General features: G+C 46.1%; 28 protein-coding genes. 1 reads left to right on the plus strand and 27 read right to left on the minus strand.

Annotated elements, in window-relative coordinates; all coding sequences use genetic code 11:
- Positions 1-4: 4 nt before the first annotated feature.
- The 4 genes from topA to DFR62_RS01200 form a co-directional block, all read right to left on the minus strand.
- Positions 5-2,074, minus strand: coding sequence for a type I DNA topoisomerase (gene topA, locus DFR62_RS01185; protein ID WP_058380452.1), 2,070 nt, complete (start codon positions 2,072-2,074; stop codon positions 5-7).
- A 109-nt stretch (positions 2,075-2,183) separates the two neighbouring features.
- Positions 2,184-3,071 (minus strand): DNA-processing protein DprA, encoded by an 888-nt coding sequence (gene dprA, locus DFR62_RS01190; RefSeq protein WP_121297663.1) that lies wholly within the window; start codon positions 3,069-3,071, stop codon positions 2,184-2,186.
- Positions 3,072-3,155: 84 nt separating this feature from the next.
- Entirely contained in the window at positions 3,156-3,899 is a 744-nt protein-coding gene (locus tag DFR62_RS01195; RefSeq protein ID WP_121297664.1) for a hypothetical protein, read from the minus strand.
- A 322-nt stretch (positions 3,900-4,221) separates the two neighbouring features.
- Positions 4,222-4,560, minus strand: a complete 339-nt coding sequence (locus DFR62_RS01200; RefSeq protein ID WP_158290816.1) for a YolD-like family protein — start codon at positions 4,558-4,560, stop codon at positions 4,222-4,224.
- 164 nt (positions 4,561-4,724) lie between these two features.
- Between DFR62_RS01200 and DFR62_RS01205 the strand changes: the two genes are divergently transcribed.
- Positions 4,725-4,961, plus strand: coding sequence for a YozE family protein (locus DFR62_RS01205; protein WP_121297666.1), 237 nt, complete (start codon positions 4,725-4,727; stop codon positions 4,959-4,961).
- 70 nt (positions 4,962-5,031) lie between these two features.
- Here DFR62_RS01205 and DFR62_RS01210 read toward each other — a convergent pair whose 3' ends face one another.
- The 23 genes from DFR62_RS01210 to DFR62_RS01310 form a co-directional block, all read right to left on the minus strand.
- Positions 5,032-5,628, minus strand: a complete 597-nt coding sequence (locus tag DFR62_RS01210; protein WP_121297667.1) for a hypothetical protein — start codon at positions 5,626-5,628, stop codon at positions 5,032-5,034.
- 22 nt (positions 5,629-5,650) lie between these two features.
- On the minus strand, positions 5,651-6,046 hold the full coding sequence (locus DFR62_RS01215) for a DUF6941 family protein (protein WP_121297668.1): 396 nt from the start codon (positions 6,044-6,046) through the stop codon (positions 5,651-5,653).
- Between the two features lie 230 nt (positions 6,047-6,276).
- Positions 6,277-7,401, minus strand: a complete 1,125-nt coding sequence (locus DFR62_RS01220) for an N-acetylmuramoyl-L-alanine amidase (protein ID WP_121297669.1) — start codon at positions 7,399-7,401, stop codon at positions 6,277-6,279.
- 2 nt (positions 7,402-7,403) lie between these two features.
- Complete coding sequence (locus DFR62_RS01225) at positions 7,404-7,892, minus strand: phage holin family protein (RefSeq protein ID WP_121297670.1); 489 nt, start codon at positions 7,890-7,892, stop codon at positions 7,404-7,406.
- Positions 7,893-8,002: 110 nt separating this feature from the next.
- Positions 8,003-8,383: a hypothetical protein gene (locus DFR62_RS01230; RefSeq protein WP_135449471.1), complete on the minus strand. Its 381-nt coding sequence runs from the start codon at positions 8,381-8,383 to the stop codon at positions 8,003-8,005.
- A gap of 160 nt (positions 8,384-8,543) precedes the next feature.
- A complete protein-coding gene (locus tag DFR62_RS01235; protein WP_121297672.1) occupies positions 8,544-9,140 on the minus strand; it encodes a hypothetical protein in 597 nt (198 codons plus the stop codon).
- A gap of 127 nt (positions 9,141-9,267) precedes the next feature.
- On the minus strand, positions 9,268-9,396 hold the full coding sequence (locus tag DFR62_RS17540; protein ID WP_277751602.1) for a CD1375 family protein: 129 nt from the start codon (positions 9,394-9,396) through the stop codon (positions 9,268-9,270).
- A gap of 38 nt (positions 9,397-9,434) precedes the next feature.
- The gene (locus tag DFR62_RS01240; RefSeq protein ID WP_121297673.1) at positions 9,435-9,737 is read right to left on the minus strand and encodes a hypothetical protein; all 303 of its coding nucleotides are present in this window, start codon (positions 9,735-9,737) and stop codon (positions 9,435-9,437) included.
- A 12-nt stretch (positions 9,738-9,749) separates the two neighbouring features.
- Positions 9,750-11,234 (minus strand): hypothetical protein, encoded by a 1,485-nt coding sequence (locus DFR62_RS01245; protein WP_121297674.1) that lies wholly within the window; start codon positions 11,232-11,234, stop codon positions 9,750-9,752.
- Positions 11,224-11,379 carry a hypothetical protein gene (locus tag DFR62_RS17295; protein ID WP_158290815.1) on the minus strand — a complete coding sequence of 52 codons (156 nt, stop codon included), beginning with the start codon at positions 11,377-11,379 and terminating at the stop codon, positions 11,224-11,226. The genes DFR62_RS01245 and DFR62_RS17295 overlap by 11 nt, the downstream gene beginning before the upstream one ends.
- A gap of 4 nt (positions 11,380-11,383) precedes the next feature.
- Positions 11,384-14,695 carry a phage tail spike protein gene (locus DFR62_RS01250; RefSeq protein WP_121297675.1) on the minus strand — a complete coding sequence of 1,104 codons (3,312 nt, stop codon included), beginning with the start codon at positions 14,693-14,695 and terminating at the stop codon, positions 11,384-11,386.
- Entirely contained in the window at positions 14,695-16,164 is a 1,470-nt protein-coding gene (locus tag DFR62_RS01255; RefSeq protein WP_121297676.1) for a distal tail protein Dit, read from the minus strand. Before DFR62_RS01255 ends, DFR62_RS01250 begins: the two co-directional genes overlap by 1 nt.
- Positions 16,164-18,920, minus strand: a complete 2,757-nt coding sequence (locus DFR62_RS01260) for a phage tail protein (protein ID WP_121297677.1) — start codon at positions 18,918-18,920, stop codon at positions 16,164-16,166. Before DFR62_RS01260 ends, DFR62_RS01255 begins: the two co-directional genes overlap by 1 nt.
- Positions 18,917-19,153: a hypothetical protein gene (locus DFR62_RS01265; protein WP_121297678.1), complete on the minus strand. Its 237-nt coding sequence runs from the start codon at positions 19,151-19,153 to the stop codon at positions 18,917-18,919. The genes DFR62_RS01260 and DFR62_RS01265 overlap by 4 nt, the downstream gene beginning before the upstream one ends.
- Positions 19,154-19,263: 110 nt before the next feature.
- Positions 19,264-19,716: a tail assembly chaperone gene (locus DFR62_RS01270; protein WP_121297679.1), complete on the minus strand. Its 453-nt coding sequence runs from the start codon at positions 19,714-19,716 to the stop codon at positions 19,264-19,266.
- Between the two features lie 70 nt (positions 19,717-19,786).
- Positions 19,787-20,320 carry a phage major tail protein, TP901-1 family gene (locus DFR62_RS01275; RefSeq protein ID WP_121297680.1) on the minus strand — a complete coding sequence of 178 codons (534 nt, stop codon included), beginning with the start codon at positions 20,318-20,320 and terminating at the stop codon, positions 19,787-19,789.
- 15 nt (positions 20,321-20,335) lie between these two features.
- A complete protein-coding gene (locus tag DFR62_RS01280; protein ID WP_121297681.1) occupies positions 20,336-20,740 on the minus strand; it encodes a DUF3168 domain-containing protein in 405 nt (134 codons plus the stop codon).
- Complete coding sequence (locus tag DFR62_RS01285) at positions 20,737-21,171, minus strand: HK97-gp10 family putative phage morphogenesis protein (protein WP_121297682.1); 435 nt, start codon at positions 21,169-21,171, stop codon at positions 20,737-20,739. The genes DFR62_RS01280 and DFR62_RS01285 overlap by 4 nt, the downstream gene beginning before the upstream one ends.
- Positions 21,164-21,499 carry a phage head closure protein gene (locus DFR62_RS01290; RefSeq protein ID WP_121297683.1) on the minus strand — a complete coding sequence of 112 codons (336 nt, stop codon included), beginning with the start codon at positions 21,497-21,499 and terminating at the stop codon, positions 21,164-21,166. The genes DFR62_RS01285 and DFR62_RS01290 overlap by 8 nt, the downstream gene beginning before the upstream one ends.
- A complete protein-coding gene (locus DFR62_RS01295) occupies positions 21,492-21,842 on the minus strand; it encodes a phage head-tail connector protein (protein WP_121297684.1) in 351 nt (116 codons plus the stop codon). The genes DFR62_RS01290 and DFR62_RS01295 overlap by 8 nt, the downstream gene beginning before the upstream one ends.
- Before the next feature lie 9 nt (positions 21,843-21,851).
- Positions 21,852-22,238 (minus strand): hypothetical protein, encoded by a 387-nt coding sequence (locus tag DFR62_RS01300; RefSeq protein ID WP_121297685.1) that lies wholly within the window; start codon positions 22,236-22,238, stop codon positions 21,852-21,854.
- 57 nt (positions 22,239-22,295) lie between these two features.
- The gene (locus DFR62_RS01305; RefSeq protein WP_208640405.1) at positions 22,296-23,096 is read right to left on the minus strand and encodes a major capsid protein; all 801 of its coding nucleotides are present in this window, start codon (positions 23,094-23,096) and stop codon (positions 22,296-22,298) included.
- Positions 23,097-23,271: 175 nt separating this feature from the next.
- Positions 23,272-23,895, minus strand: a complete 624-nt coding sequence (locus DFR62_RS01310) for a phage scaffolding protein (RefSeq protein WP_158290814.1) — start codon at positions 23,893-23,895, stop codon at positions 23,272-23,274.
- Positions 23,896-23,959 lie beyond the last annotated feature (64 nt).

The raw sequence follows: 23,959 nt of genomic DNA on the forward strand, positions 1-23,959 counted from the left end.
ATTATTATTGAACTTCTTCTTTGTAGTCGCAGGCTGTGCAATTGATCTGCACGCCTTTTTTCACTTTCTTTTCGACCATCAAGCTGCTGCATTTCGGGCAAGGGCGTTCGATCGGCTTGTCCCAAGAAACGAATTCACATTCCGGATAGCGTTCGCAGCCATAGAATACGCGGCGCTTCTTGCTTTTCCGTTCGACGATCTCGCCTTCTTTACAAGTCGGGCATTTGACGCCGATATGCTTGACGATCGCTTTTGTGTTGCGGCATTCCGGGAAGTTGCTGCAGGCCATGAACTTGCCGTAGCGCCCAAGCTTGAAGACCATCGGCGAACCGCATTCCTCGCAATCTTCTCCAGCGGGCTCGTCTTTGATCTGGACTTTCTCCATTTCGTTCTCTGCCACTTCGAGATCTTTGGCGAATTCTTTGTAGAAGACATCGATGATCGCACGCCAGTCGACTTCACTTTCTTCGATGCTGTCCAGATCGTTTTCCATTTTCGCGGTAAACTCGATGTTCAAAATATCCGGGAAGAAATCACGCACCAATTGATGGACAATTTCCCCAAGTTCGGTCGGGATGAAACGCTTCGCGTCGAGTGCAACATAGCCGCGCTTTTGGATCGTATCCAAAGTCGGCGCATAGGTTGACGGTCGGCCTATCCCGAGCTCTTCCAAAGTACGCACCAGGCGCGCTTCCGTATAACGCGGAGGCGGCTGGGTGAAATGCTGGTTCGGCGTAATTTCAGTCGCTTTGACTTTGTCGCCTTCCTTCATTTCAGGGAGAATATTGTCTTTTTCTTCTTTCTTATCGTCGGTCCCTTCAATATAAAGCTTCATGAAACCAGGAAACTTCACTTGAGAACCGTTGGCGCGGAAAATCGCTTCGCCGTTTTGCAGCTCGGCCATCACCGTATCCAGGACAGCGGGTGACATCTGGCTCGCTACAAAACGGTCCCAGATCAATTTGTACAAGCGGTAAAGATCGCGGGACAAAATGCTCTTCAGCGATTCCGGCGTGCGGTGGACGCTAGTCGGGCGGACAGCTTCGTGGGCATCCTGTGACTTCTGGGATTGTTTGGCTGCAGGCTTCTGCGTCACATATTCTTCGCCATATTTATCAAGGATGAAACCGATCGTATCTTGCTTGGCCGATTCGGAAATCCGTGTGGAATCAGTACGCATGTAGGTGATCAACCCGGTTACGCCTTCTTTTCCGACCGAGATCCCTTCATAGAGCTGCTGTGCGAGCATCATCGTTTTCTTGGCACGGAAATTCAGCTTGCGCGCTGCTTCCTGCTGGAGAGAGGATGTGGTGAAAGATGGGGAAGGATTGCGTTTGCGTTCTTTTTTGACAACGCTCTTCACAAGGAAATCCTTGCCTTTCATCGTAGCCAATACGGCTTTGACATCTTCTTCATTGGAGAGCTTCAGTTTCTTTTCGGGCGTTCCGTAAAACTGGGCCTCGAATATTTTTTTCGCTTTTTCGAACTCGCCTGTAATCGACCAATATTCTTCCGGTTCGAAATTCTTGATTTCGTTCTCGCGGTCGATGATCAGGCCAAGTGCAACCGATTGAACACGGCCGGCCGACAAGCCTTTTTTCACTTTTTTCCATAGGATTGGGCTGATGCTATACCCGACAAGACGGTCTAGGATGCGTCGCGCCTGCTGGGCATCGACCAAATCCATATCCAATTTGCGCGGTTGCTTGAATGCATCTTTTACTGCGTCTTTTGTAATTTCGTTGAACACGACACGGCAATCCGAATCGACGTCCACTCCGAGCGCGTTCGCCAAATGCCAGGCGATCGCTTCGCCTTCTCTGTCGGGGTCAGCCGCGAGAAAGACTTTTTTCGCTTTTTTCGCTTCTTTTTTCAGATCCTGTAGAATCGGGCCTTTTCCGCGAATCGTGATATAGCGGGGCTCGTAATTGTTTTCGACATCTACCCCCATCTGGCTGCGCGGCAAATCGCGCAAATGGCCGAGAGAGGCTTTCACTTTATACTTTTTTCCCAAATACCGTTCAATTGTCTTCGCCTTTGCGGGCGATTCGACAATCACCAAATAATCCGCCATTCATACTCCTCCTCATAGAGGTCTCTTCAAATTGTGTAAAGAATCACCTGATGCAAAATGTATAACAGTTTTTGGCTGATTGCAAGGCTTTTCGTCGAACCGCGAGTTTTCAGCTTCTCAATTGGCGGTATTCTTCCAGCACTTGAGCCCCGTTCCAGACGGGTTTTGCGCCTTCTGCAATTAATTTATGTGGACCGGCGGAAAGCGGGGAAAAGATATCCCCAGGAACGGCGAAGATATCTTTTCCGTGGTCCAACGCGTGCTCAATGGTGCTTAAAGTTCCGCTTTTCACTTCCGCCTGTGTGACGATGACCCCCTTCGACAATCCACTGATGATGCGGTTGCGCATCGGAAAATTCCACTTTCTAGGGGGCATATACGGCGGGTATTCACTCACCAGCAATTGAGTTTCTTCTATTATAAAAGACAGCCCATCGTTGATTTTTGGGTAGCGATGCAAAAAGCCGCTCCCTATGACAGCAATGGTTTTGCCGCCCGAATCGATGGCACACCGATGCGCCATTGCATCAGCTCCTTTAGCCAAGCCGCTGACGATGACAAAGCCTTCCGCCAGTAAAGGCGGCAGCAATTGTTGGATAACCGATTGCGAATAGATTTCGGCTTTTCGCGAACCGATAACCGCTATTTTCTCTGGCGCATCTAGTAAAGCGGCATCACCTTTCAAGTAAAGTACAGCAGGCGGATCGATCAAATCGTGCAAAGAGGATGGATAAAGGGGATCACGATAAATAAGGGGGCGTATTCGTTGGTGGCCGTAGATTTTCAGGAAAGGGGTATTTGCATAATGGAGATATGAGCGCTTCAAGGCATTCGCTTTCTCCAAGGGGATTTGCATCGTTTCTGCAAGATCGACAGGGCTTCGAAAACGCAGGTATTCCAGGTCCGGATCATCTTTCATCAAGGGGGCCAAGCGGTTCAAAGGCTTTGGGTACACATAATGCAAGGCAAGCAAACGTTGAGTGAATTCATCGTTCATGACAGTCCTCCTCCATTAAAGGTCCGCGCAAAAAAGCTGCGTCTACACTTATCATAGAGCTTCAGTCACAATCCGTAAATATTTTTAAAAACGGATTTGCCCTTTATTGCGATGAGTATACCGTTTATTATAATGTTCATGGAATTGCTCGACTGCTTTCAGCTCCACTTCCCCTTGCGCTTCCTTTTCGAATGCCTGGAAAATGATGCGGACAAAATTCCCCCGTCGCTCACTGCGCAATTCATCATCTGCCATCATTTCACGGAACACACCGGCTTCAATTTCTCTCAATGCACTGGAAAAATAGGAACTATGATGGATCAATTCAAGGACGCTGCCTGGCGCATCGGCCTGTAATTCCTCATGGCAAATACACCACACCGCCAATTGTTTCTCAAGCAGCCTGGTTTCCCGCAGCAAAGGGTTCGATTGAGCCAGCACATCCTTTAATATGGCGTTCGAAAAATCAAGGTACCAAAACAAAAACTTGAGCAGCTCCTGCTGGCTGTTTTGTGCAGCTGGCGCCAAATCCTGTAACTGGTCCAGCGCATCATGGCGGTCAAAACGGCGATATTCCTCGACGAGGCTCTGTCGATAAATCCCCTCCACCAACTTTTCCCTGTCTATAGCTGAAAGCGTATCTTTTCCCAACACTTCCAAATGGTAAAACCCCATTACGTCCGGTAGAAACGGCACGACGAATTCATCCATGATCGTCTGTTCTTTTAATTCCTGCTTCTTGCTTTTCGTCCTATTGTTCGCAATCTTCATTCCAGAGGCCGCAGCGATTGCCCCTGCCGCTATCCCCAAGACCCATTCAGCTTCCATTCCGTGCCCTCCTACTTGCGCATGATGCTATTCATTCCATTATAGATGAGGATTGGCAAAAACCGCTGCAAATTCGCTCGATTTTTTCTTTTGATTGCCGGAAAACAAAAAAATCCCCGAAACATCTAAAAAGATGCTTCAGGGATTCGTGTATTAATGCGTTTTGCAAGCGTCGTAAGCAATGCAGATTCTTTCTCTGTTTTCTGATGTATTCTATCGTTTATACATACGCGCCTATTATATAGTAGAAACTCAAAAAAACGATAAGATTTGTACGCTCTTGTTTTATCTGTATGTGCGAAAATGTGTGCGAGATTATCGCTCAGTCGATTAATTGTACAGAAGTAATCATGTCAACGGAAAGGCGTTTTGCTTTTAGTGAATCATCGCATACGATTGTGCGAGTGTGCAAGTCCACTTCTGTGATGGTCCCCACATAGTAACGATATTGATGATCCTTCCACATTTGAATTTCAGCTTGGCATCTGCGGACGAGTGCCAACTCGATATTCTCTTGGAGCGCTTGCAAATCAAATTCGTCCAGTTCGGGTTTCGGAACACGGTTATCTTCTTCCTTCCATTCCCTGAGCATTCGAATGTGTTCCGGCAGCATAAGGGCCGTCCACTTCAACGCTCCTCTGTCTTGGACGTCTCCTACCATTTTACGATCTCTGTTAATACTAATTTCCATCACCCCTAATAAGAACACTTGTTCTTACTATACCACGCTACTTGAGTAAAATAACCTATAAAATGAAAAATAACTGTATCAAAAGTACTTGCTATTGATATACTATCCTTATAACATGCAAAGGGGATAGTTTGATGGACGTTACATTTAGGGAGTGGCTTTACCAATTTAAAAATGATGATTTTCGAGTCGGTACTCTTGCCAGGTATGCCTACTGCGGTGCAGATTTTCCTGATACAAGAGAGTTCGACAAAGTATACCATTACTTGAAATTCACAGCTGGTGCCGGTCCCGAGTTGATCGCAGGTTTTAAATTTGCTTACGACACCTATAGACATTCGACTAACGTTTACATATATCTTGAAAAATAAATTAAGCCCCTCAACATCGACTATTTTATGCTCGACGCGAGGGGCTTATATTATTTAAGTCGAAATGTGTTTATTGATTAAACAAAGCCAACATCAAAGTAACCAAAATAGCTACCAGAGCCACAAAAACCGTGATGTTTCCCCAAAAGTTTTGATTTTTAATGCTTTCAAAATACTTAGCGTGATCTTCAACTTTTGAGTTAACTCCATTTATCATCTTTTCGATTCGCTCTTCTCTCTCCTTGGTTTCTTGCCTAATACGTTCTTCTCTTTGTTGAGATTCTTGAGCAAATCTTTCAAGTTGGCGTTCATATCGTTCTTCACGGTCAGAAATTTCTTTTCTTGATCTTTCTTCACGTTCTCGCATATCAATTTTTAATTCTTTAAAGAGGGTGTCTGTAGAATCATGGTTATTCATTGTTTCATCCCCTTTATTCACTACTGAATCATTTCCTCTATGAAAGTAACTCTGAATCGATGAATTAATATTTTCGGTTTCTGGATGCTTCATTTTCACAGCATTATTGCCATAAATAAAGCCATCAATTTTAGCTTCTTGATGCTTTTCCATCAACTTAAGTAAATCCTGTGGAGCTTCAAGTTCTTTGTCGTGATGAGAGTTCCACTTGATTGCTCCCCTTGTTGAAGTAACTGTAGATTCTGCCATTTTACCACCTACTATTTGTAGTCTAAAGGTTTTTCTTAAATACCGGTAATATCAAAGTTTTTCTATCCTCGTTTAGTTCTACAGAAATAACGTGATCTCCTTCTTCTTCAAAAACCAAATTTCGAAAGTTGACGTTAAATCCCCCATCCCCACCTGGAGGTCCTCCCTCTAATAAAGCTTCTACTTCAAACTCCATATTATTAACTGCTAGTTCTTTACCAGAAGGGCTTGTTAGTTTCACAATTGAATTATACTTTTGCGGAGTTAAGTGAATCATTCCCACCGCAACAACAAAAGTATAGTAACTCGGTAAAGAGAGTAAATTGATAGTATTCAGAGGTTGTTTTAGAACCATTTCTCCATTCGGTGTGTTGAATGCTTCTGCACATGCTATTATGTGCCCGATTTTGTTAGTCAAAAGAAAGAGCCTCCTAAATAATAAATAATACAAAACTTTCATTTAATTTAATATTATTAAGATTGAATTTTTTATGATTCCTTTTGGCACTCCATTACACACTACGATGCAAAAAAGATGTGGCCAAGAATAAATTAATTATAGCATAAAAAAAGCCCCACAAGTGAGGACTCCAATCTCACTGCGGGGCTTTTGTGTAATATTATAGTTACCTGATTCTTTCTCTACTCTTACTTCAATTTCGCTATCACGTTTTTAGCTGTGTCGCTGCGTGTCTTGCCAGATAGATCGATGAGCTTGTCGCCTTTGATCTTTCCTTTACCGCCGCCCGCGATATAGATTTCTTTGGCTACTTGGCGCTTCTCGGCATCTTTGCGGAAGAATACTCCGCATCCGAGTTGAAATGCCAAGAGCGTGGCTGTGCCTGCATCTGCTGTTCCGTTGATTACTACTGCTGTTTGTTCCATATCTTCTTCCTCCTTTTGTGCTGGTTTACTGACTACTGGTTTGGGCTGCGGTTTTTTCTCAAGCTCGGCCCATGTAGCTGCACCGATAATTCCATCTACTACAAGGCCTTTTGCTTCCTGGAAAGCCTTTGCTTTCTGATCCGTGTCTTTGCCGAAGATGCTGTCGACATCGGTTTCAAACCCATGTCTGCCGAGAGCGATTTGAGCATACTTCACATCGGCTCCGCGACTGCCAATCTTCACAACTTCTCGCCCATCAGGAAGCACGACGGAATCGAGTGCCGTGTCAAGTGCTTTCTTGCCGAAGAACTCCAGGGCGATGTTCGCGTGAATCTTCATGAGCACTTTCTGAACCTTTGGATTGAGTAAGTAGTTTTCCAAGTCCGAGCGCGTTGTGAAAAAAAAGCTTTCCGTGAGAACTGCCGGCATTTCCGAGTATTTGAGCATATAAAAAGACGACCAGCCGGTCGCCTGTGATGCGTATGTGCCTCCGGACCATGTCGGCAGCCCGTTTGCTTTAATATGCTTAGCGAAGATGTCTGCCACCTTTTTACCGGCGGCACTGTTGTACCAATAGAAGGCCGCTGCGCCTGTAGCTGTCCGGCTGGCCGATGCATTACTGTGGACATCAATCATTAGATCAGCGCCGTGTGCATTGGCGTAAGCGACACGCTCTTTCAACGTCATCCGGCGTTTATCTTGCTGCGGGAAAAGGACTGTGAATCCAGGCTGTTTCTGCAGCAGTTCGACTGCACCTTTGGCGATGATATAATTGGTATCAAATTCCTCGTAAACACCGTCAGCTTCTAAATTGGTGCGGACGCCCTTGCCGCCTGTTTTCTCCCATGTATCGTGGTCATGTCCTGCAAAAAATATGATTTTCGGCATCTTTACTTACCCTCCTTCTTCTTCACTTTTTGAAGTTCTTCATCCACTTTGCTTCCGGCCATTTCTTCTTTCAATTGGCTGCCCAGCGAAGCATTCTCTCCTGGCTGCATCACCTTCAACTTCTCGGCAAGCTCTTTCGGCACCAGTACGCCGATTTCTGCTAGGTTTTCTGTAATCGATAATACTTCATTTGCGATGTAGAAAATGACAGTCGCGTAAGTAATCGCCCCGTTCAAACCCAAAATCTGATCGATGATATTGGCCACAATGATCACACCAAAAATAAGAATCTTCCGAGCGTAGCCGAACAGGCTCTTTCTCGACCACAAGTTTCCGTTTTTTATCGCTTTGAAAATCCCCGTCAAAATATCGAACGCCATCAACACCATGAGAAAATCCAAATATTTTACCGGTCCAAACAAATACATACGCGCTACTTCCAAATGTTCCAAATCAGCACCTCCGAGATTTAATAACAATAAATTGTCCATTATAACCTTCCTTTCAATTTTTAAAATGGACCCCCTAAACACGTTTTCTCTTTTTTAGGCAAAATAAAAAGAGCATCCATATAGGTGCTCTTAAGATTTTTAACAATATCTCATCTTGTCTGTCGTGATGGTTTCATTCGTCTTGCTGGTTTATCTAACGCTACACTATAAACTCGCGCGATTATTGCAAGTTGCATTAACCCGCCAAGGCCAATGTAGAGCCTCTGCACATAATCCGTATCAGAAAAGGATAAATAGTAACTTAATAAGCTTAGCAGTATAAAAGCAATCATTTCTTCCAACAGTTCTAATGATTTTCGGTTTCGATTTCTCTGAACGTTTAAAGCAAATACCAATGCACTGATTCCTAATGCTACCGTAATAGTTAATTGAGCAGAATTTTGAAGAGTATCTTTCAAATCTTCACCAGGTACAGTGATAGCTGTATTAAGCACGGCAAGGGCAATAAAAGAAAATATTATCACCAACATCAATCTACTCTTAAAGAATTTATCCATATTGATATTAGATAGCCAACTAAACCTTGACATAAACTTCCCCTCTCTCTTTATCCGTAATACGGTAAAAGAGGAAATAGGTTTCATTATCTTTACAAAACAAAAAGAGCGTCCTGTTGGACACTCTTTGATGTTATTTATCAAGATGTTTATTTAAAGCTTCAAGATACTCATTTATATTATCGAACGTCGAATCGAGTTCATTAGCAACGAGATGTAATTCAGGAGAGTACCCACTTTTCATTTTTTCTTCTAATTCACTAATATCTGCCTCTATATTTTTCTTTACTTCTAGCAGATCTTTATATCCCACTTCTGATTTTCCCCTTACAGTAATCCCACCCTCACGCACAGTTCCTTGGAAATTATTCGCTTTTTCTTTCTTATCAGAAATTGATAGATACTCAAACCAAGTTGCAGGAATAGATATTGCAATGCCAGTATTCTCTTCAAAATCTAAGCGGAACTTTGTATTATCAGCAATAGCTTCCATACCATAAGTTGAGCCTTTAATATGAGTAACTTCAAAACCCTTTTCTTGGAAGTAAGTGGTTGAGTCTTTGATTATATTCTTTTTAAACTCTTCAAGCTTTGTTCGATAACCAACTTTCCTTGTTAATTCTTTATAAGTGTTTAGATACCTTGTATAAAGTTCCTTAACTTCTTTTTTTATACGGTTCAATTCTTCCTTTGTTTTACCTTCACTGCCCTTGTCATCAAAAAAACCCATATATTAACCCCCTAATTTGTTGTAATATAATATATTCAACAAAGCAGAAACGGATTCCTTCCGCAGTTTAAAACCTTCTTAATCAACAATTCCCCCCCTCATTCTATATTTTGGTTGATATTCTTTTTTATTCAGCCATAAAACCCATACCGCTATCCACCAAAATCTCTTTTACCTGCGGCTGCAACATAGCCGGTACTTCCGCGAACGTCATCTTCTCCAAAATTACACGTTGTGCCATCAACATCGCCATCATGATTTCACCTCCCGTCAAGAACATCAGTATTTTGAGTATCACTTGTACACCAGCTGCGCCATTTCCACCAAGCATTCTTCCAGGAAGTCTGCCCGGTCATCGGATGCTTTGACCTGAGCTTGCAGAATTTCGACTTCGGAGGGAGTGGCCGGTTGAAGCTCGGACGCTGTTCCGCCCTCCACCCATTCGGTACCGTTCCATTTTGGCCAGTAGAAGCCTTGCGGAACCGGCTTAGCGATGTATTGCGGATCTGGGATTCCCTCTTCATCGATGGGAATAGATTCTAGTAATATATCTTCTACAAACATTCCCGTTAAGACGTCAATTTTACCGAGTAACATAATAACACCTCCTTAGATATAAAATTGCAAATCACCGTGAACATCAGTATTAGCAGAAGAATAAATAACAAAGTTACCGCCAGTTTCTATCCAGCCTCTACCAATTACGTAATTAGTTAATATGGGAAAGTGCTTGAAGAAAGGAGGGCGATGTGAAGCAATTAAATTAAAGAGCGGCTTTGCCAGAGCTCCACCCGAAACGCCCTTGAGATATACTTCAAGAACCCCAAACTGATTCTTCCGGTACTTCACTTCTCCTGTCCATCCATTTAATAAAGTCGGTGTAATCCATCCTTCCTGATGCTTGTTCGCTTTCCCGCGTACTTGATTTAACAAGAATTTCACGAACTTTTTATTCTCTGCCAGATTGACTGTGCCATCGAACCAGCTCTCGGGATAAAAGGCCAATAATGAATCCATCTCTTCAACTGTCGGCTCATTGCCGGCGCCGAACGCTTGTGTAAGATTTAAAGACAGCCTCTTCCGGACTTTAAACCTTTTTCCAAGACTGTCGGATGAAGTATTGAAGTTTAATCCTATTTGTATAGATGCTAAAGTACTTGTGGTCGGAGCAGTTTCTACTCCTAATAATGAATACTCTTGATTTACTACTGGATCAAAAATCGTTTTATTCTTAACTGCGCCAACAATAAGCTCTAATTTAGGGACTATATCCAAAACGGTCACTAGTGCGCGACTATAATATTTATTACCAGTTATTCTTGATCCAGCATAGACATTGGGGAACGTGGCAGTTCCATCTCCCGTTACTATCCAACCGTCTCCGTCCGCGTTGAGCGTGGAAAAGTTTGCCGACCATCCACTATTATTAAGAAAACCGTCCTTAGGAAGAATATTCTTCGCGGGGAAGAAAGAATCTTTTTCAAGATCCTCAAACCGATCGTCCACGGTCCCAAACACTTTTCCTTTTGTCACGCTGTCTTTGAATCCCGAAAACTCATCAATGATTTGGCGCTGATGGGCGTCGAGCACCTCTTCGACTTCTTCTTTATATGTTGTAAAGTCCGTTTGGTAATCCTGAAGCTTTCCATCCACCGATGACTCGTACGCAGTTTGAGCTGCTTGTTGCTCCGATCGTAACTGCTCAACCGTTACCATCCGAACCCCAGTTACTTCGATGTTCGCGCTGGATGGTTTAATATCAAGCCTTCCTGAGTACTCGTCAGAAGGAACCACGACACGATAGTTTGCATTGCCCGGATCTGTAACGACAAATTCGATTTCAAAGGTGCCGTGATCAAGCATTTGCGTAATGGTGAAAATGATTTTTTGAGACTCCGCATCAAAACTGGCTTCGGCTTCGAACATGATACCCGCCCGACGATTATAGATCGTTCCCATGATTTCTTTTCCGCTGAAATCAATAGCTTCGCCATTAGAATTGCGTGCAATATAACCCAGTGTAATTTTATCGTCTTGCCGAAAAATGTTACCGCCATTAATTAGGTCAAGGCGTGTATGAAATTTATACGTCATCTGAATCCCCCTCCGCTTCCGACTTCAATTCCTCTACTTGCCTGGTAGCATCATCGAGCTGATGCAATAGGGAAGCCTTTTCGACTTCTAATTGACTGACGCGCTGCGATAGATAGTCGACCACGAATTGTGCTTGTGACTTCATTTCCTCACCCTTTCTTCTTCACCTTATTCAAGTTCACCGCTTTGGTATCCACGAGCAATTCAAATAGCTCCTGCATCGCTTTCCACAGCAACGTGTTCTGTGCATACAAGCTGATACGATCGCCAGTCTCGTCACGAATCCGCATGACTTCGGGCGATTCATCCGCAAGCAAGCCGATGACCTTTGGTTCGTTATCTTCTTGTTGCACCAGATGATATGCGTGAGCTGGTGTGTTCAACACATCCCATAAAGCCGTTCCTTCGAATTTCTCGATATTCTTTTTGAATTTCCGGTCGGAAGCAACTTCGATATTCGATGCAGAAATCGGAATGAATGCCGTGTCTGCAGAGTTTCGTACTTGAACTCCCGCAACAGATCCGTTCAATGATTTCAGAGCGCCTTTTCCGAACTTCATCAGCGCGTGACGGAAGGATTCGACGTTGGAGAACTCGAATGTATCTGTTCCGCCATTCGTAGCAAAAGTAATTTGATCGTCGGTATCGATCGTGAATTCATTATCTGAATAGATTCGACCGTAAGTGATTCCATTTACCAGATTCGCTCCATAATTGACGCCGTGCTGCACGCCTGCTTCTACACTATTGAAAGCCAGTCCACTGTTATTCCAAAATGTGTAACGTTCATCAGCTGTGCTGTTCAGGGAATGGATTCGAATACCGTGTGCGTCGATTTCCAGTTCGTTGTTCGCTGTTTCTTGATGAAAACGCCCTCCTGAAATGAGGGTTTGCTGACCCTCTCCAAGATCGTTCAATCCTCCAACATTGACTTCGCCGCTAAACGTACCGCTTGCGCCGCTGAGTACGCCAGAGAACCTGACGTCGCCGTCATCCACCACAAACTTCCCGTTGCCGAAGTTGATTACGCCAGTATCCATATTGATAACGTTCGAACTTGTGGTATTTCGGAAAATCCCAGCCGTTACTTCGCCTAGGTTCGCTTTAATGGCCGAAAGATTAGAAACATCAATATGATTCGCCTTTACGACATCGTGTTCAATTTGAGTCGTTGAATCCACGATATTCGGCCCTTGCTCGCCCTGTTCGCCTTTCACTCGATTCCATGTGTAGTCAGCTGGATTGGAGCTGTCTTGCTGAGTGAAATCAACGTATTGCCCGATGTACTCTCCGGCTGTTTCGCCATTGTTGGCCGTGAACGTTGAGCCGCCATCGTTTGAATACTTGATGTGGAGGAATGAGCTGCTACCGTCAGCACCAGGCTCTCCAGGTATACCATCGCTTCCTCGAATCAAAGTCCATTGATAAGCGCTTTTCTCAGACGGCGCAGAGGCCGTTTGCGTAGTCGCTACACCGATGTATCTTGCATCGGTTGGATCGTCCGTCATGAAGCTGCCATCAGCATATTGGGAGTACTTCACCCACATATATGATGAAATGCCATTCTGACCATCGACACCATCGAAATAGTCAACGCCTTTGACTGGCGTGTAGCCGTCTTCGCCGGGCTCCCCACGCTCGCCTTTCACCTTATTCCACGTATACGCAGCAGGAGAAGCGCTATCAGCTTGCGTGAAGTCTACATATGTGCCAATCCACTCGCCAACTGTTTCGCCTGAATTCGTGGTAAATGTGCTGCCATCATCATTCGAGTATTTGATATGGAGATACGATGTCCGGCCATCGTCGCCCGGTTCCCCAGGCACGCCATCTGAGCCTTTAATCAATGACCATTGATAGGCAGATGGGTTTGACGGCGCGCTTGCAATTTCAGTGGTTGAAACACCGATATACTTAGCACCTGTCGGATCATCGACCATTCCGCTGCCATCCTCATTTTGCGAATAGCGAACCCAAATAAAGGATGAGGTTCCGTCGCTTCCGTCTTGGCCATCTTTCCCATCAAAATAATCGGTACCCTTCACAGGCGTATAGCCGTCCTCGCCTTTTGGTCCTTTGACCGCTGTCCAAGCGGCTCCGTCCCACATCTTCAACTCTGGAATAATGCCTGACGTATCTACCCACTTTTTCGTGGTCGCTGGATTCGGTGGCGTTGGGCCCTCAGGAATTTCAGGTTCTGCGCCGATTTCAAACGGATAGATCGCGGTGGTGCGCACCCAATCACCGAGTTCCATATCGGCTGTATGGGAAATCTCGAATCCACTTGGGTTTTCCGGATCGGTTTGAATCCAGATTGCATTCTTTCGAAGTGGTGGTTTATTCGGCTGCTTAATGATTCGGGTGCTGTATATAGCTTGAAGCTCGCGAAACACCTTGCGGACTTCCTCTTCGCTCTTTTCACGGATTTCTCCGATAATGTATCGTTTGGAGACTGGATTGCTGATGCTGCGAATCATGCGAAGCACCCGAGCCCGAGCATAAATAGCTGGCTTTACATCTTTGTTCTTCACATTGATTCGGTCACCCAGCCGCACTTTCTTATGCGGAAACAAATGCTCGAGCGAAATAGCTTCGACATCGTATTCAAAGATAGAAGCGACAAGCTTATTGAGCGCCTTAGTTCCATATTCGCGTAACTCTTCGACAGTCATCTCCTGATTGTCACTCTCCGGCTCGTAGATAGCCGTCAGATGTGTGCCTTGCCAGTTCCATTCTTGAAAGGCTTCGGCGTGTGTCACGGTCGTATATAGGCGCGTACCATCTTCCCTTTCAGGCGTCTGGCAATAAAGCGATGTCACGACTGCATAAGAGTCGACGAACTTGCGAAAACCGACGAGGTCCTTGCCATATTCGACTGTCAGTGACCGATCATCGCCAATGCGCTCCAGTAGATCTATAAAACGACGTGTAATACACCCGCCTTTAGTTTGGGTTCTAACGCGAACTTTAAGGTTAAAGGCCGTCTCGACCATACCTAGAAAGTCATAGCCACCCCGTGGACGGCTGAGATCTATTATTTCGCTGCCTTTAAATTCAACAATCCCTGGCTCGAATGTCTTGGTACCGGTTGTCACCAGCTCAAGATATTGAAAGGCTGTGAGCGACTTGTCTTCGTCCGGCTCGACAATCTTCAACTTATTCAAGTCGACTTCCGCACCATTTGTACGCACTTCTCGGTTCGGTCCTTCATCTTCGGCACTATGAACAATGAACTCCTGCCAGCCAATATCTTCATGAGGAATGAGCACACGAACGCGCCCTACAACCTTTTCAGCCAGAGGAATATTGTTCGGCATGAAGAAGTTAAAGTAATTCGTGCCATCTTCTGCATCCTGGACATGCTCATCGCCCCAGAACCGGCGATTTCCTCGGTTATCTAAGGTTCCGAGATACTTGCCAGTATTCTGGTGAAAGAACAATATTTTCTTTGGTTTTTTCATTAGAAATTACGCTCCCTCAATACGACGTGCGATTGCGTGAAGTCCAGTTTGTCCGCTGGCTCGAATAGCAGATTGGATTGACCGGTCGGCACATCGAAGAAATCACCGCCGAAATCCTCTTCGACTTCGACCGGCTCTCCGTTGATCAATATCAGCCCCGTGTCGAAATCCATCTCGATGACATCATCTTGCCGGGCGATATAGGGCACGCCTTCTGGTTCCGGATTAATGCGCACAACTTTGGCATGCATGGCATACATGTCGGTCACCTCGGTAGTTCCTGATTGACCGAAATGGAGCTGTAGCTGGGAGAAATTGCGAGTGAACTTGTAATCTGCATCGATGTAAGTAACTGATGCACGAGCAGTATGCCGGCCGGTCACATTGTCGACTCGCGCCACATACCCGACCCATTTGTTTCCGATGCGCCCCATCCGAAGAACGCCTTCGAAGTCGCGCCATTCAATGCCTTTTTGACCGGCAGATGACAGGATGAATTCTCCCGACGCATCACCGAGACGAATTTCAACGCGGTTCCCGTAAGCTCCAGAGCCAATTCGCTTCATTGCCAATTTCCCCACGAATTGCCCTTGGTCATCAAGCAAATACCATTCCAGCCTACCTCTCGCTTTAATGGATGGATTCTTGAAGATAATCTTCACTTCTAAAAGGAAATCAACTAGAGGTTCGGACAAGCTCATCTTTTCAGCCGGCCCGTGCCAGTCCTCGCCAGTACCGAAAGACACTGCTCGGAAAGAATAGCCATTGGCTTCAATCGAACCACCTTTCAATCCTCCATCAACAAAAGCATCTGTCTCCGTCCATCCGACCTTGGAAGCCATCGGATCGTTCAAGATGATTGTTTCCGGATCCACTGCCATATCTGATTCGTCCAACTGGCGGCCGATTCGCTTGTACTCCTGGTCGTTGAAGACGTCCAGGTGCGTAATAGGCTCTTTTACCAAGACTTTCACATAGGGTGGCGTTTCTTCTGCGCCATTGTTGTAAAGAGTAGCCACACCATCTTTAATTGGATATGTCCCCGGTTCAGAAAATTTAAATGGCCGTGGACAAAGAAAGCTGATCGTCGCTTTGTAAAATCCTTCTTTCTTGTAGCTCGGCGTCACCCCGGCATAGAAGCCGTAATATGTACGGTCGAGCTCATCGCCAAACTTGATGGGCACTTCTTCTTTCGTGTTCAGTAGCTTGTTCAGCTGTTCGATTACCTTCTGCAGCTCTTCTTTGGATTCTGCAGCGATTAGGATTTCTTGATTGATTTTCCGTGGGGGATACTTGATCTCTTGTACATAACCGCCGTACTGACCGGGTACTTGCAAGATTTCGATTGACCGATCCAACAACTCGCGGCCATCGTCCATTCCCGGAATAACGTATTCAGACAAATCAATTCCATTAAAAAAAATGGGGAACACAACTAAGTGCTCCCGCATTTCACGTGTGATCCACATTAATTTGTCCCCCTTCTTCTGCTGGTCGCATTCCGTTGATATGAATTGCGATCCATTTCATCTTTCATGTCGTCCGCTGTAGCGCGCGCAAATTCGCGCCCGTTGATATTAAACACGGTATCGCCTTGGTAGACTTCCACCGGTTCGATTTCCGCAGCGAAAGACTTACGCACAACTCCCATATCTGCTCGGTTGAGCGATGTGTCGAGCTGTGCAGAGGCGCGCATGTCAGCCATCGCCAATTGAGGACTAAAAGCATTGCTCAATCCGCTGGATAGCTCAGTCACGGCTCGGAACGCCTGTCCACTGGTCTTATTAATCCCCTGAACAATACCTGGTGCGAACCACTTAGCTACGTTCGCAAAGGCACGGGAAGGCGAGTGTGTATCGGTATCTTTCTTGAATCGACTGATCAAACTTGTTGCCAATCCACCGATAACGCCCAGCCCTTCAGAGATCTTAGACTTGATACCGGAAATTACGCCACCTACTAAATCAGCGCCCGCCGAGACCATATCGCCCACAAATTCAAGCACTTTGCCAGGCATTTGGCCGACAAATTTCGCTACCTCTTGCACTGCTTCGCCCATCTTCTCTCGGATTTTCGAAACGATTTTGGCGAACATTTCGCCGAACTTAGCAAGCAAAACGCCAAGCAACGTAGTCAGATAGCCCTTCACAGCATCCCAGATTCGCTGAATTGTAGATTTTGCCAACTCCATCTGATTTTGAATGGCTGTGCGCATTCCGGAAAAGTCGCCCTTCACCAGTGCCTTCAAAAAAGCTAGGGTATTGGAGAAGGTGCCCTTTATAAATGACCAGACCGCAGAAATTATCGACTGCGCCATTGTCATGTAAGAGGAAATGATCGAATACAGAGCCGGAAAGCGAGAGCTAATAAGGCTCATGAGAACCGTTACAGCACCGACTACAAAGTTAGAAATGGCTGACCAGGTTTTGGATGTCCACGCAGAAATTTTGTCCCAGTTCGCAATCACGAGAATCGCCAAACCGACGATAATTCCGGTGATCCATCCGACTGGACCTAGCGCAATGAACCAAGCTGCGGCCATTCTTGCTGCGTGCAGTAACGCCTGAGCGCCCATGAGCGCCCATTTGGCTGTCCAGAGCACTGCTGTAACCGCCAACTTCGCAACGACTTTTGCCATCATCAGGATAAGGCCGCTGAATACAGAGTTGATCAGTATTGCTACTGGAGCAATAGCCACTAAACCGGCAATTAAGACGAATGCACCGGCTGCAATCTTGCCTATCCACGGATGCGCCTGCAGCATGGAGTTAGACCACTGAAGGAAGGTATTCACCATTTCTAGCATCTTCGCTCCAATAGGCGCCAAAGCGATGCCCAAATTAACGATGAAAGTAATTAAGCTGCCGATGGTCGATACTACGACTGGACCGTTGGTTTTGACGTAATCCACAAAGTTCTGGAAACCTTGATTCTCGCTAAGTGTGGATGAGAAGTTCTTAAAGCGTTCCATCAAGTCTTGCAATCCTGTCATCATTGTTGCTGAAGATGGCGCGAACGCCGCAAAGGTATTGATGATACCTTGGATCGCATCACTGAAAATCGACCGGATTTTCGGCATGTTCTCGCTCACATAATTCACAAACGATTGGAACTTCTCGCTTTCGCTTAATCCGTCCGCCCATTGCCGGAACGATTCGGACATTTTCAAGAAGCTGTTTTGTGTTTCTGTGGCTAGCGGACCAAACGCCTCCATCATATTGAATAGACCCATGACGAAGTTGCCAGCCGCTTGCGTGATGGTTTCGAGTGCCGGTCCTGCAAAGTCTCCCAAGAAGCTGAAGAAGTCTTTCACGTCTTGCGCTTCCAAACTGCGATTGAATGAATCCATCAAGTTGTTCACAGACGTCACGACATTCTCAATCATCGGACGCGCCAAATTAAATACGCCAGTAAGACCCGTGAGCCCTCCGCTAAATGCCGTTAAGACGCCAGGCTCCATATCCTTCACTAACTTACGGAACGTCTCCTGGAAGTCACGCAGTGCGGAATGCGCCTCTAACTGTGGACCACTCATATCCTTGAAGATGCGATTCATTTCTGCAAGATGTTCATTCGCTTTTTCAATATCACCGGCTGCTTTTGCATCAGCTATTTTCATTTCTAAATCGGTGATTTCACTCGCTTTGTCGAATACACCTTTGAGCGCTGGTATTGCAACTGCTGCAAATCCCGCCGCGCCAATTCCGGCTGCGCCGAATGAAGTCGCGAGTGCGAAGGTTGATCCGAGTATCGTGCCGAGCATCGGGCCGAGTTGACCGAGCAGGCCGACAGTCGATGCGATAACCGGCACCATAGCAGGACTCAGTAGCATTAAACCTCCACGACCCATTGAACCTGTAATTTCATCAAAGTTTCGCTGGAAGTTGGCGATGCTGCCCATCACGTTGCGGAAGTTATCAAATCTTGCACGAATTGGAATCACAATGCGCTTCTTGCCTAAGGCGAGCGCTTGAGCTTTAACTAGAGCTGCACCACGCATAAAACCTTGAATCGCTGCAGTAATGGTGACTTCGGTGTCGCCTTTTTGAATCTCTTTTTTCTTCGCGTCAATCGCTGCGACTTTGGCGAGAAAGTTCCGGATATTAGCCGAGATTTGCACATCAGCCCCACTGGCCGATTTACGAATTTGCGCATCCACTTGTTTGAGCTTTCGCTGAAAGTCGCGGATGTTTGCTCCTATATCGGCTTGAAAACGTTCGCTCATGTGACTTCTCCTTTCTCCTTCTGCCGTCCCCAATTTCTCATGGACTTTACGGCCTTGCGGTGTAATGTTGGATCAAATGTTTTCTCTTTACCATTTTCATCCGAAAGCAATTGCTTCCGAACTTTGTCACCATCGTATAAATCCTTAAGACTGACTTTCTTTCGGCTATTCTGAGCTCTTGCTGTAAATAGAGCGTTGGCTGCATGCAATTCATACTTATCGACTTCACGCAACCTAGCACCCTTCACAAAGTTTTTGAATTCCCGAGGAGTCCAGGAAAAGATTAGATCGGCATCGTATACGCCAAGATATTGAGCCGCATCGATTAAGATTTGGTCGTAGTCTATGCCTCGATTTCTTTCTTCGCTTCTTGCATGAAGAGATACGACTTCTTGTTCATCTCTCGCTCCTCGTCGTTCTTGCCAAAGTCTTTCATGAGCTCGATATTTTTCCAGTATTTCTGAACTTTTTTCTTGAAAAAAGACGATTCATCAATCGCCTCGTATGCTTCTTTGAAGGCAGCCTCTGTATCGCCGTCTTCTTCGAATCGTTCTTCGAGCGCTACTTCGATTTCAGCAACTTTCGGCTTGTTTTTAGGATCATAGTCCAGTGCGCAATCCCAGAAAGCTACAAGTGCGTCATTGTCGAACTGCATCAAGCCGTTGAAGACTGTGTCGAAGCCGTTATCTGGATCAGCGTCATCTTTCTTTTTCGAATACTTTTTGTCAGCCAATTTGCTGAATCTAAAATTGCATTTACCTTCAAAGTCCGTTCCGTTCACTGTAAGAATTGCCATATTTCCTATTCCTCCTATGAAATTCAAAATTTGTGTATAGAAAAAGAGGCAGGTTATCCCTGCCTCTTGGTTATGTTGCTGGTGTTACTGGTGTTACTGGTGCTTCTTCGCCTGTAAATTCTCCCGTTGTTTGGCCAGGAGTTTCGAATCCGTATTGTGCGAACTCGATTACCTCTGGCGGGAGTGCTGGCAATGTGCCGCGCTGAGACTTCCCGAATACTTGAAGTGTGCCAGAGAGCTCAACAAATCCTTCTCCTGCAGCTTCTTCAATACTCTCAACCAATGCATACGCAAAACGAGCATTGTGCTCTCCGTCTGCATTCAAAGGCAAGTCGACTTCCCATACCTTGATTTGTTTATGATCACGAATCGCATTGGCAATAACGTTTTGTCCCGCATCACTTGTGTCTACATAGGCTGTGCAATCGGTTGACTCGGAATTATCGCCATACCCAAGAACGCGGCCTTGTTTTGTTTGTTCATCAACCAATTCGTTTTCTGTGCTCCATGTGTGTTCAGTTGAATTGCCGAATACTACAGCGTCCTCGCCCAGTACCGCATCAACCGATTGAAACATCAGAATTCGATCTTTTCCTCTTAGCATGAATGTTCACGCTCCTTATGTGTTTTTGATCGTAAATGTAAAGCTCGCCAGTCCATGCTTAATCCGCGGATCAATGTCATCGATGACTTGAAGGGACGGATAACTCACCGAAACCAATTTAAAAGGGCCCTCGATTGAGAGCCCCTTGCCAATTGCTTGCATGATGGTATTCAGCATTTCCTGCGCTTCTTTCTTTCCGGAATACGTGGACCAAGCGTGAATAACCACCGAGACTTCTTCGTTGAACGTATTCTTTGTGGCGAGTGGATCTGTGGTCGGTGCGCCAATCGTGATATACGGATGCACCAGCCCATCCTCTACCGCGTCATGAACGCCAGTTGCAATCGCCATAACCGCAGCATCGTTGGATAGGCGTTGAAATATCGCCTTTTGTAACAGCCATAAGCTCGTTTGAATCATTTGCCTAACCTCCTCATTTCTCTGCGGAAATAACGCTCTCCGGCGTCAACAGCTGGATTCCAATAGGGTTGTGCAGGCATACCGGAAGTCGTTACCCATTTCCCGAGCTTCGGACTGAAATAAGACCAGGGAATCTTCTTAGCACGACTGCCTCCGGGGCCTTCCGCATAAATGCCGGTACCATACTCCACGTAAATGGCGTATTCGGCCGTCACTCGGACAACCGCCTTTAACCCGCCATCAAAGATCTCCATCTCAATAGAATCTCGCAAGTTGCTGCTATCGACCGGGGCGCGTGCTTTGGCTTCTGATTGGATGAGCTGAGCCGTTTCAACAACGATGCGCCGGACTTCTTCCAGAATCTGATCGCCAAACTCTGCAACGGCCGACTGCAATTTACGATTGCCAATCTTCACGCGCCCCCTACCCATTCGGCACCAGCTTGAGCATGAGCTTCATGATTTCTCTTTGGCCGCCTTGGTCCTGCGGCTTTGATACGAGCTCATATGTCTCGACGGTGCTGTCATAGCGATAGAGGCAGCGCATTTGCTCTTTTACATCCGTGCGATACGGATAGAACAGGTTGCGATCCAGCGTGTAATTCAGCTGCTGCGCTTGGAATAGCTCTTGGCTGGTCGGTGTATCAAGAAATCCATTGAAGTCTAGGACCGTTACCCAGTCTTCTTTGTAGCCACCACCGCCGTCTGGAACCTTGCCGAGAGTCTGAAACTCGATGTGATGCGGAAATTCCTCATGCATCCCATTTCACCTTCCGATAGGGCGCCAAGTGACCTTTCAGTTCTTCCGGTACCGACGTATCGTAAGAATAGGAAACCGTCCCCATTGAACGGGATTTCAGCCCCGTCTTCATGGTGTTCCGTTCGATTGCCTTGGCCAGATAAATTTTCACGCCGCCCGGGATTCGCAACTTGCCTTCTGCCGTATAGCTGAATTGATTATTCGTGTGCGCCATTACTGATTCCAGGAACAAAGGCAGCATCGTTTTGATGTACGCATCTTTGCTAGTGTCGCTTTCGGGCATCTGCATGATCGCTTTGATTTCATTTACATCTTCTTGCTCGGGAATGAATTCGACTTCCATTCAGTCCACCTACTCTCCGAGGATTGCTTTTACGTAGTCCTCTTTAACCGCGTCAGATTTGTACTCTACGCCTTTTGCGTCCAGGTAAACCTTCAGGTCATCGTTCTTCACTTTCTTAAGCTCTGCTTCAGTGAACGTTGAATAATCAGCTGCTTCTTCTGCTGCCACCGTTTCTTTCGTTTCCACTTGAGCTTCTTCTGCCTTTGGCTCTACAGGTGTACGTGTGCGATCTGCACCTTTTGAATATTTTGCCACGTTGTCGTCCTCCTTCGATTCAATGTCTGCCACGCGGGTTTTCCCTTTTAGGATTTCCACGTTTTGCGTATTGTCTTTCATTTCCGTGTTCTTTGTTTTCGCTTGTTCACGGCGCATACGTTGAAATGTTGTTGCTCCCACTCTTCCTGCCTCCTCTCACGAATATAAAAAAGAGAGGCGAATCGCCCCTCCAAATCATCAACCGTTCGTAATCATTTTCACGATTCGGATTTGTTTTCGATCGTATACGCGATTCCAGTTTGAGCCAGTCGCCAATTCAGCATTGCTTGGTGATTTACCTGCAACTTGTGCTGAAGTGAATGCAATGCCACGTGGGTGCAAGATGAAGTGTTTGCGGTTGATCAGGATGTCATCCCCGGCCAATTTATCGCGGTCTGTTTCTGTTTGAACATCAGATGGTGTGCCGTCAGCATATCCAAGAGCGCCTGGACCGAAAAGGTAAGATGTGTACTGACCGCCAGAGACCGGAACACCATCGTCTACGATTACACGCTTGCCATCGAATGTAGCAAACTCTGTATTTGTAGCCGGATCCACTTTGTATTCCAACAAACGCAAGATTTTCAAGTTAGAATAAACGCGAGAGTGAACGACGATAGCCGTTAGGCCACCCTGGGCATCACCAAGAAGCTGAGAGCCTTCGATGATAGTCTTGCCATCAGCCTTCGCTTCAGTGTTTGTGCCGCCTTCTGTGAAGTCGATTTGGTTATTTGCCATAGAAGCAGATGAGAACACACCTCCTAAAGTCGCGATTGTTGCTGCTTGCATACGGCGTGTCCAGTAATCAGCTGCACGGTTACCGATTGCTGCCATTGGATCAGAGCCTGCAAGGTCTCCCGCCAAGTCGTTTGCCGCCCATGCTTTACCACGGAGCAATTTAACAGCCACATCTTGACCAGCGTCAATTTTATCCGGCGTCAATGCGACGGTATCGGACAGAACTTCGTCGTCCCCGTCAAGATCATTCCAAAACGGCATATTCAGGGTACGTCCGCCTCCGCTTGCTAATACCTGCAATTCGTCGTTTGTTGCGATAATACCGGACTGATAAAGAGCCGAGAGCTCCATGGTGCGATTGACTACATATGGATTGAATACTTCAGGGACGATAACGTCCGAAATAAGTGTTTTTGCCATTGATTAATCTTCCTCCTTAGGCTTGCGCCTGTAATTTTTGTGCAAGTGTCGGATCTTCCCGCATCAGGCGACCTTGCTCAGTGAGATTGAATGAATCTTTCTTCCACGGGTTTTTCTGGCCGGATGGGACTTCACTGCCTGGCGGAACGTGCGGATTGCGGCCCTTGAGTCCTGCTGGCGTCTCTTCTTCGGCAAATAAATAAGCGTCACTCTCTTTGAGTGCGCTCAGTTGATCGTCGAGACCGAGAAGCTTTTCTCCATCCAGTTTGATTTGTTCAGCGTCCAAGAGCGCTTTGACAGCTCGTGGATTCTTCGCCTTTGCTCCATGCAGCGCTTCGTTTAACTTAGCGTCGAGTGCTTGCTGCTGAAGTTTGGTTTGATATTCTGTGGCTTGAGTAGCGTTTTCGTCTTTCAAGCGATTGATTTCAGCGGTTAGATCAGCGCTGTCCTTCGCCGTCTTGCTCAGGTCGTCCAGTTGCTTGTCGCGGTCCTTCAATTGGCCCTCTAAGTCCTTCACTTCTGCGATTTTGTCATTCAATCGAGAGCGTGGCACTTTCTCTTTATCGGATTCTTCAATTGCTGTTAGAACCTCATCAACAGTGGATTCGCCTTTCGCGAGCTTTTCGAGTAATTCTTTCATAATAGCCTCCTGTACGTTTTTAACGTGATCGACACGATAGGATTGAGTTCTGCCTTTTAACGCC

It is taken from the genome of Planococcus citreus, from assembly GCF_003664125.1.
Lineage (GTDB): Bacteria > Bacillota > Bacilli > Bacillales_A > Planococcaceae > Planococcus > Planococcus citreus.

Coding starts and splice junctions, on each gene's coding strand:
- topA (WP_058380452.1), bottom strand. CDS start 2,074: ATGGCGGATTATTTGGTGATTGTCGAATCGCCCGCAAAGGCGAAGACA.
- dprA (WP_121297663.1), bottom strand. CDS start 3,071: ATGAACGATGAATTCACTCAACGTTTGCTTGCCTTGCATTATGTGTAC.
- DFR62_RS01195 (WP_121297664.1), bottom strand. CDS start 3,899: ATGGAAGCTGAATGGGTCTTGGGGATAGCGGCAGGGGCAATCGCTGCG.
- DFR62_RS01200 (WP_158290816.1), bottom strand. CDS start 4,560: ATGGTAGGAGACGTCCAAGACAGAGGAGCGTTGAAGTGGACGGCCCTT.
- DFR62_RS01205 (WP_121297666.1), top strand. CDS start 4,725: ATGGACGTTACATTTAGGGAGTGGCTTTACCAATTTAAAAATGATGAT.
- DFR62_RS01210 (WP_121297667.1), bottom strand. CDS start 5,628: ATGGCAGAATCTACAGTTACTTCAACAAGGGGAGCAATCAAGTGGAAC.
- DFR62_RS01220 (WP_121297669.1), bottom strand. CDS start 7,401: ATGCCGAAAATCATATTTTTTGCAGGACATGACCACGATACATGGGAG.
- DFR62_RS01225 (WP_121297670.1), bottom strand. CDS start 7,892: ATGGACAATTTATTGTTATTAAATCTCGGAGGTGCTGATTTGGAACAT.
- DFR62_RS01230 (WP_135449471.1), bottom strand. CDS start 8,383: ATGTTGGTGATAATATTTTCTTTTATTGCCCTTGCCGTGCTTAATACA.
- DFR62_RS01235 (WP_121297672.1), bottom strand. CDS start 9,140: ATGGGTTTTTTTGATGACAAGGGCAGTGAAGGTAAAACAAAGGAAGAA.
- DFR62_RS17540 (WP_277751602.1), bottom strand. CDS start 9,396: ATGATGGCGATGTTGATGGCACAACGTGTAATTTTGGAGAAGATGACG.
- DFR62_RS01240 (WP_121297673.1), bottom strand. CDS start 9,737: ATGTTACTCGGTAAAATTGACGTCTTAACGGGAATGTTTGTAGAAGAT.
- DFR62_RS01245 (WP_121297674.1), bottom strand. CDS start 11,234: ATGACGTATAAATTTCATACACGCCTTGACCTAATTAATGGCGGTAAC.
- DFR62_RS17295 (WP_158290815.1), bottom strand. CDS start 11,379: ATGAAGTCACAAGCACAATTCGTGGTCGACTATCTATCGCAGCGCGTC.
- DFR62_RS01250 (WP_121297675.1), bottom strand. CDS start 14,695: ATGAAAAAACCAAAGAAAATATTGTTCTTTCACCAGAATACTGGCAAG.
- DFR62_RS01255 (WP_121297676.1), bottom strand. CDS start 16,164: ATGTGGATCACACGTGAAATGCGGGAGCACTTAGTTGTGTTCCCCATT.
- DFR62_RS01260 (WP_121297677.1), bottom strand. CDS start 18,920: ATGAGCGAACGTTTTCAAGCCGATATAGGAGCAAACATCCGCGACTTT.
- DFR62_RS01270 (WP_121297679.1), bottom strand. CDS start 19,716: ATGGCAATTCTTACAGTGAACGGAACGGACTTTGAAGGTAAATGCAAT.
- DFR62_RS01275 (WP_121297680.1), bottom strand. CDS start 20,320: ATGCTAAGAGGAAAAGATCGAATTCTGATGTTTCAATCGGTTGATGCG.
- DFR62_RS01280 (WP_121297681.1), bottom strand. CDS start 20,740: ATGATTCAAACGAGCTTATGGCTGTTACAAAAGGCGATATTTCAACGC.
- DFR62_RS01285 (WP_121297682.1), bottom strand. CDS start 21,171: ATGGGTAGGGGGCGCGTGAAGATTGGCAATCGTAAATTGCAGTCGGCC.
- DFR62_RS01290 (WP_121297683.1), bottom strand. CDS start 21,499: ATGCATGAGGAATTTCCGCATCACATCGAGTTTCAGACTCTCGGCAAG.
- DFR62_RS01295 (WP_121297684.1), bottom strand. CDS start 21,842: ATGGAAGTCGAATTCATTCCCGAGCAAGAAGATGTAAATGAAATCAAA.
- DFR62_RS01305 (WP_208640405.1), bottom strand. CDS start 23,096: ATGCCGTTTTGGAATGATCTTGACGGGGACGACGAAGTTCTGTCCGAT.
- DFR62_RS01310 (WP_158290814.1), bottom strand. CDS start 23,895: ATGAAAGAATTACTCGAAAAGCTCGCGAAAGGCGAATCCACTGTTGAT.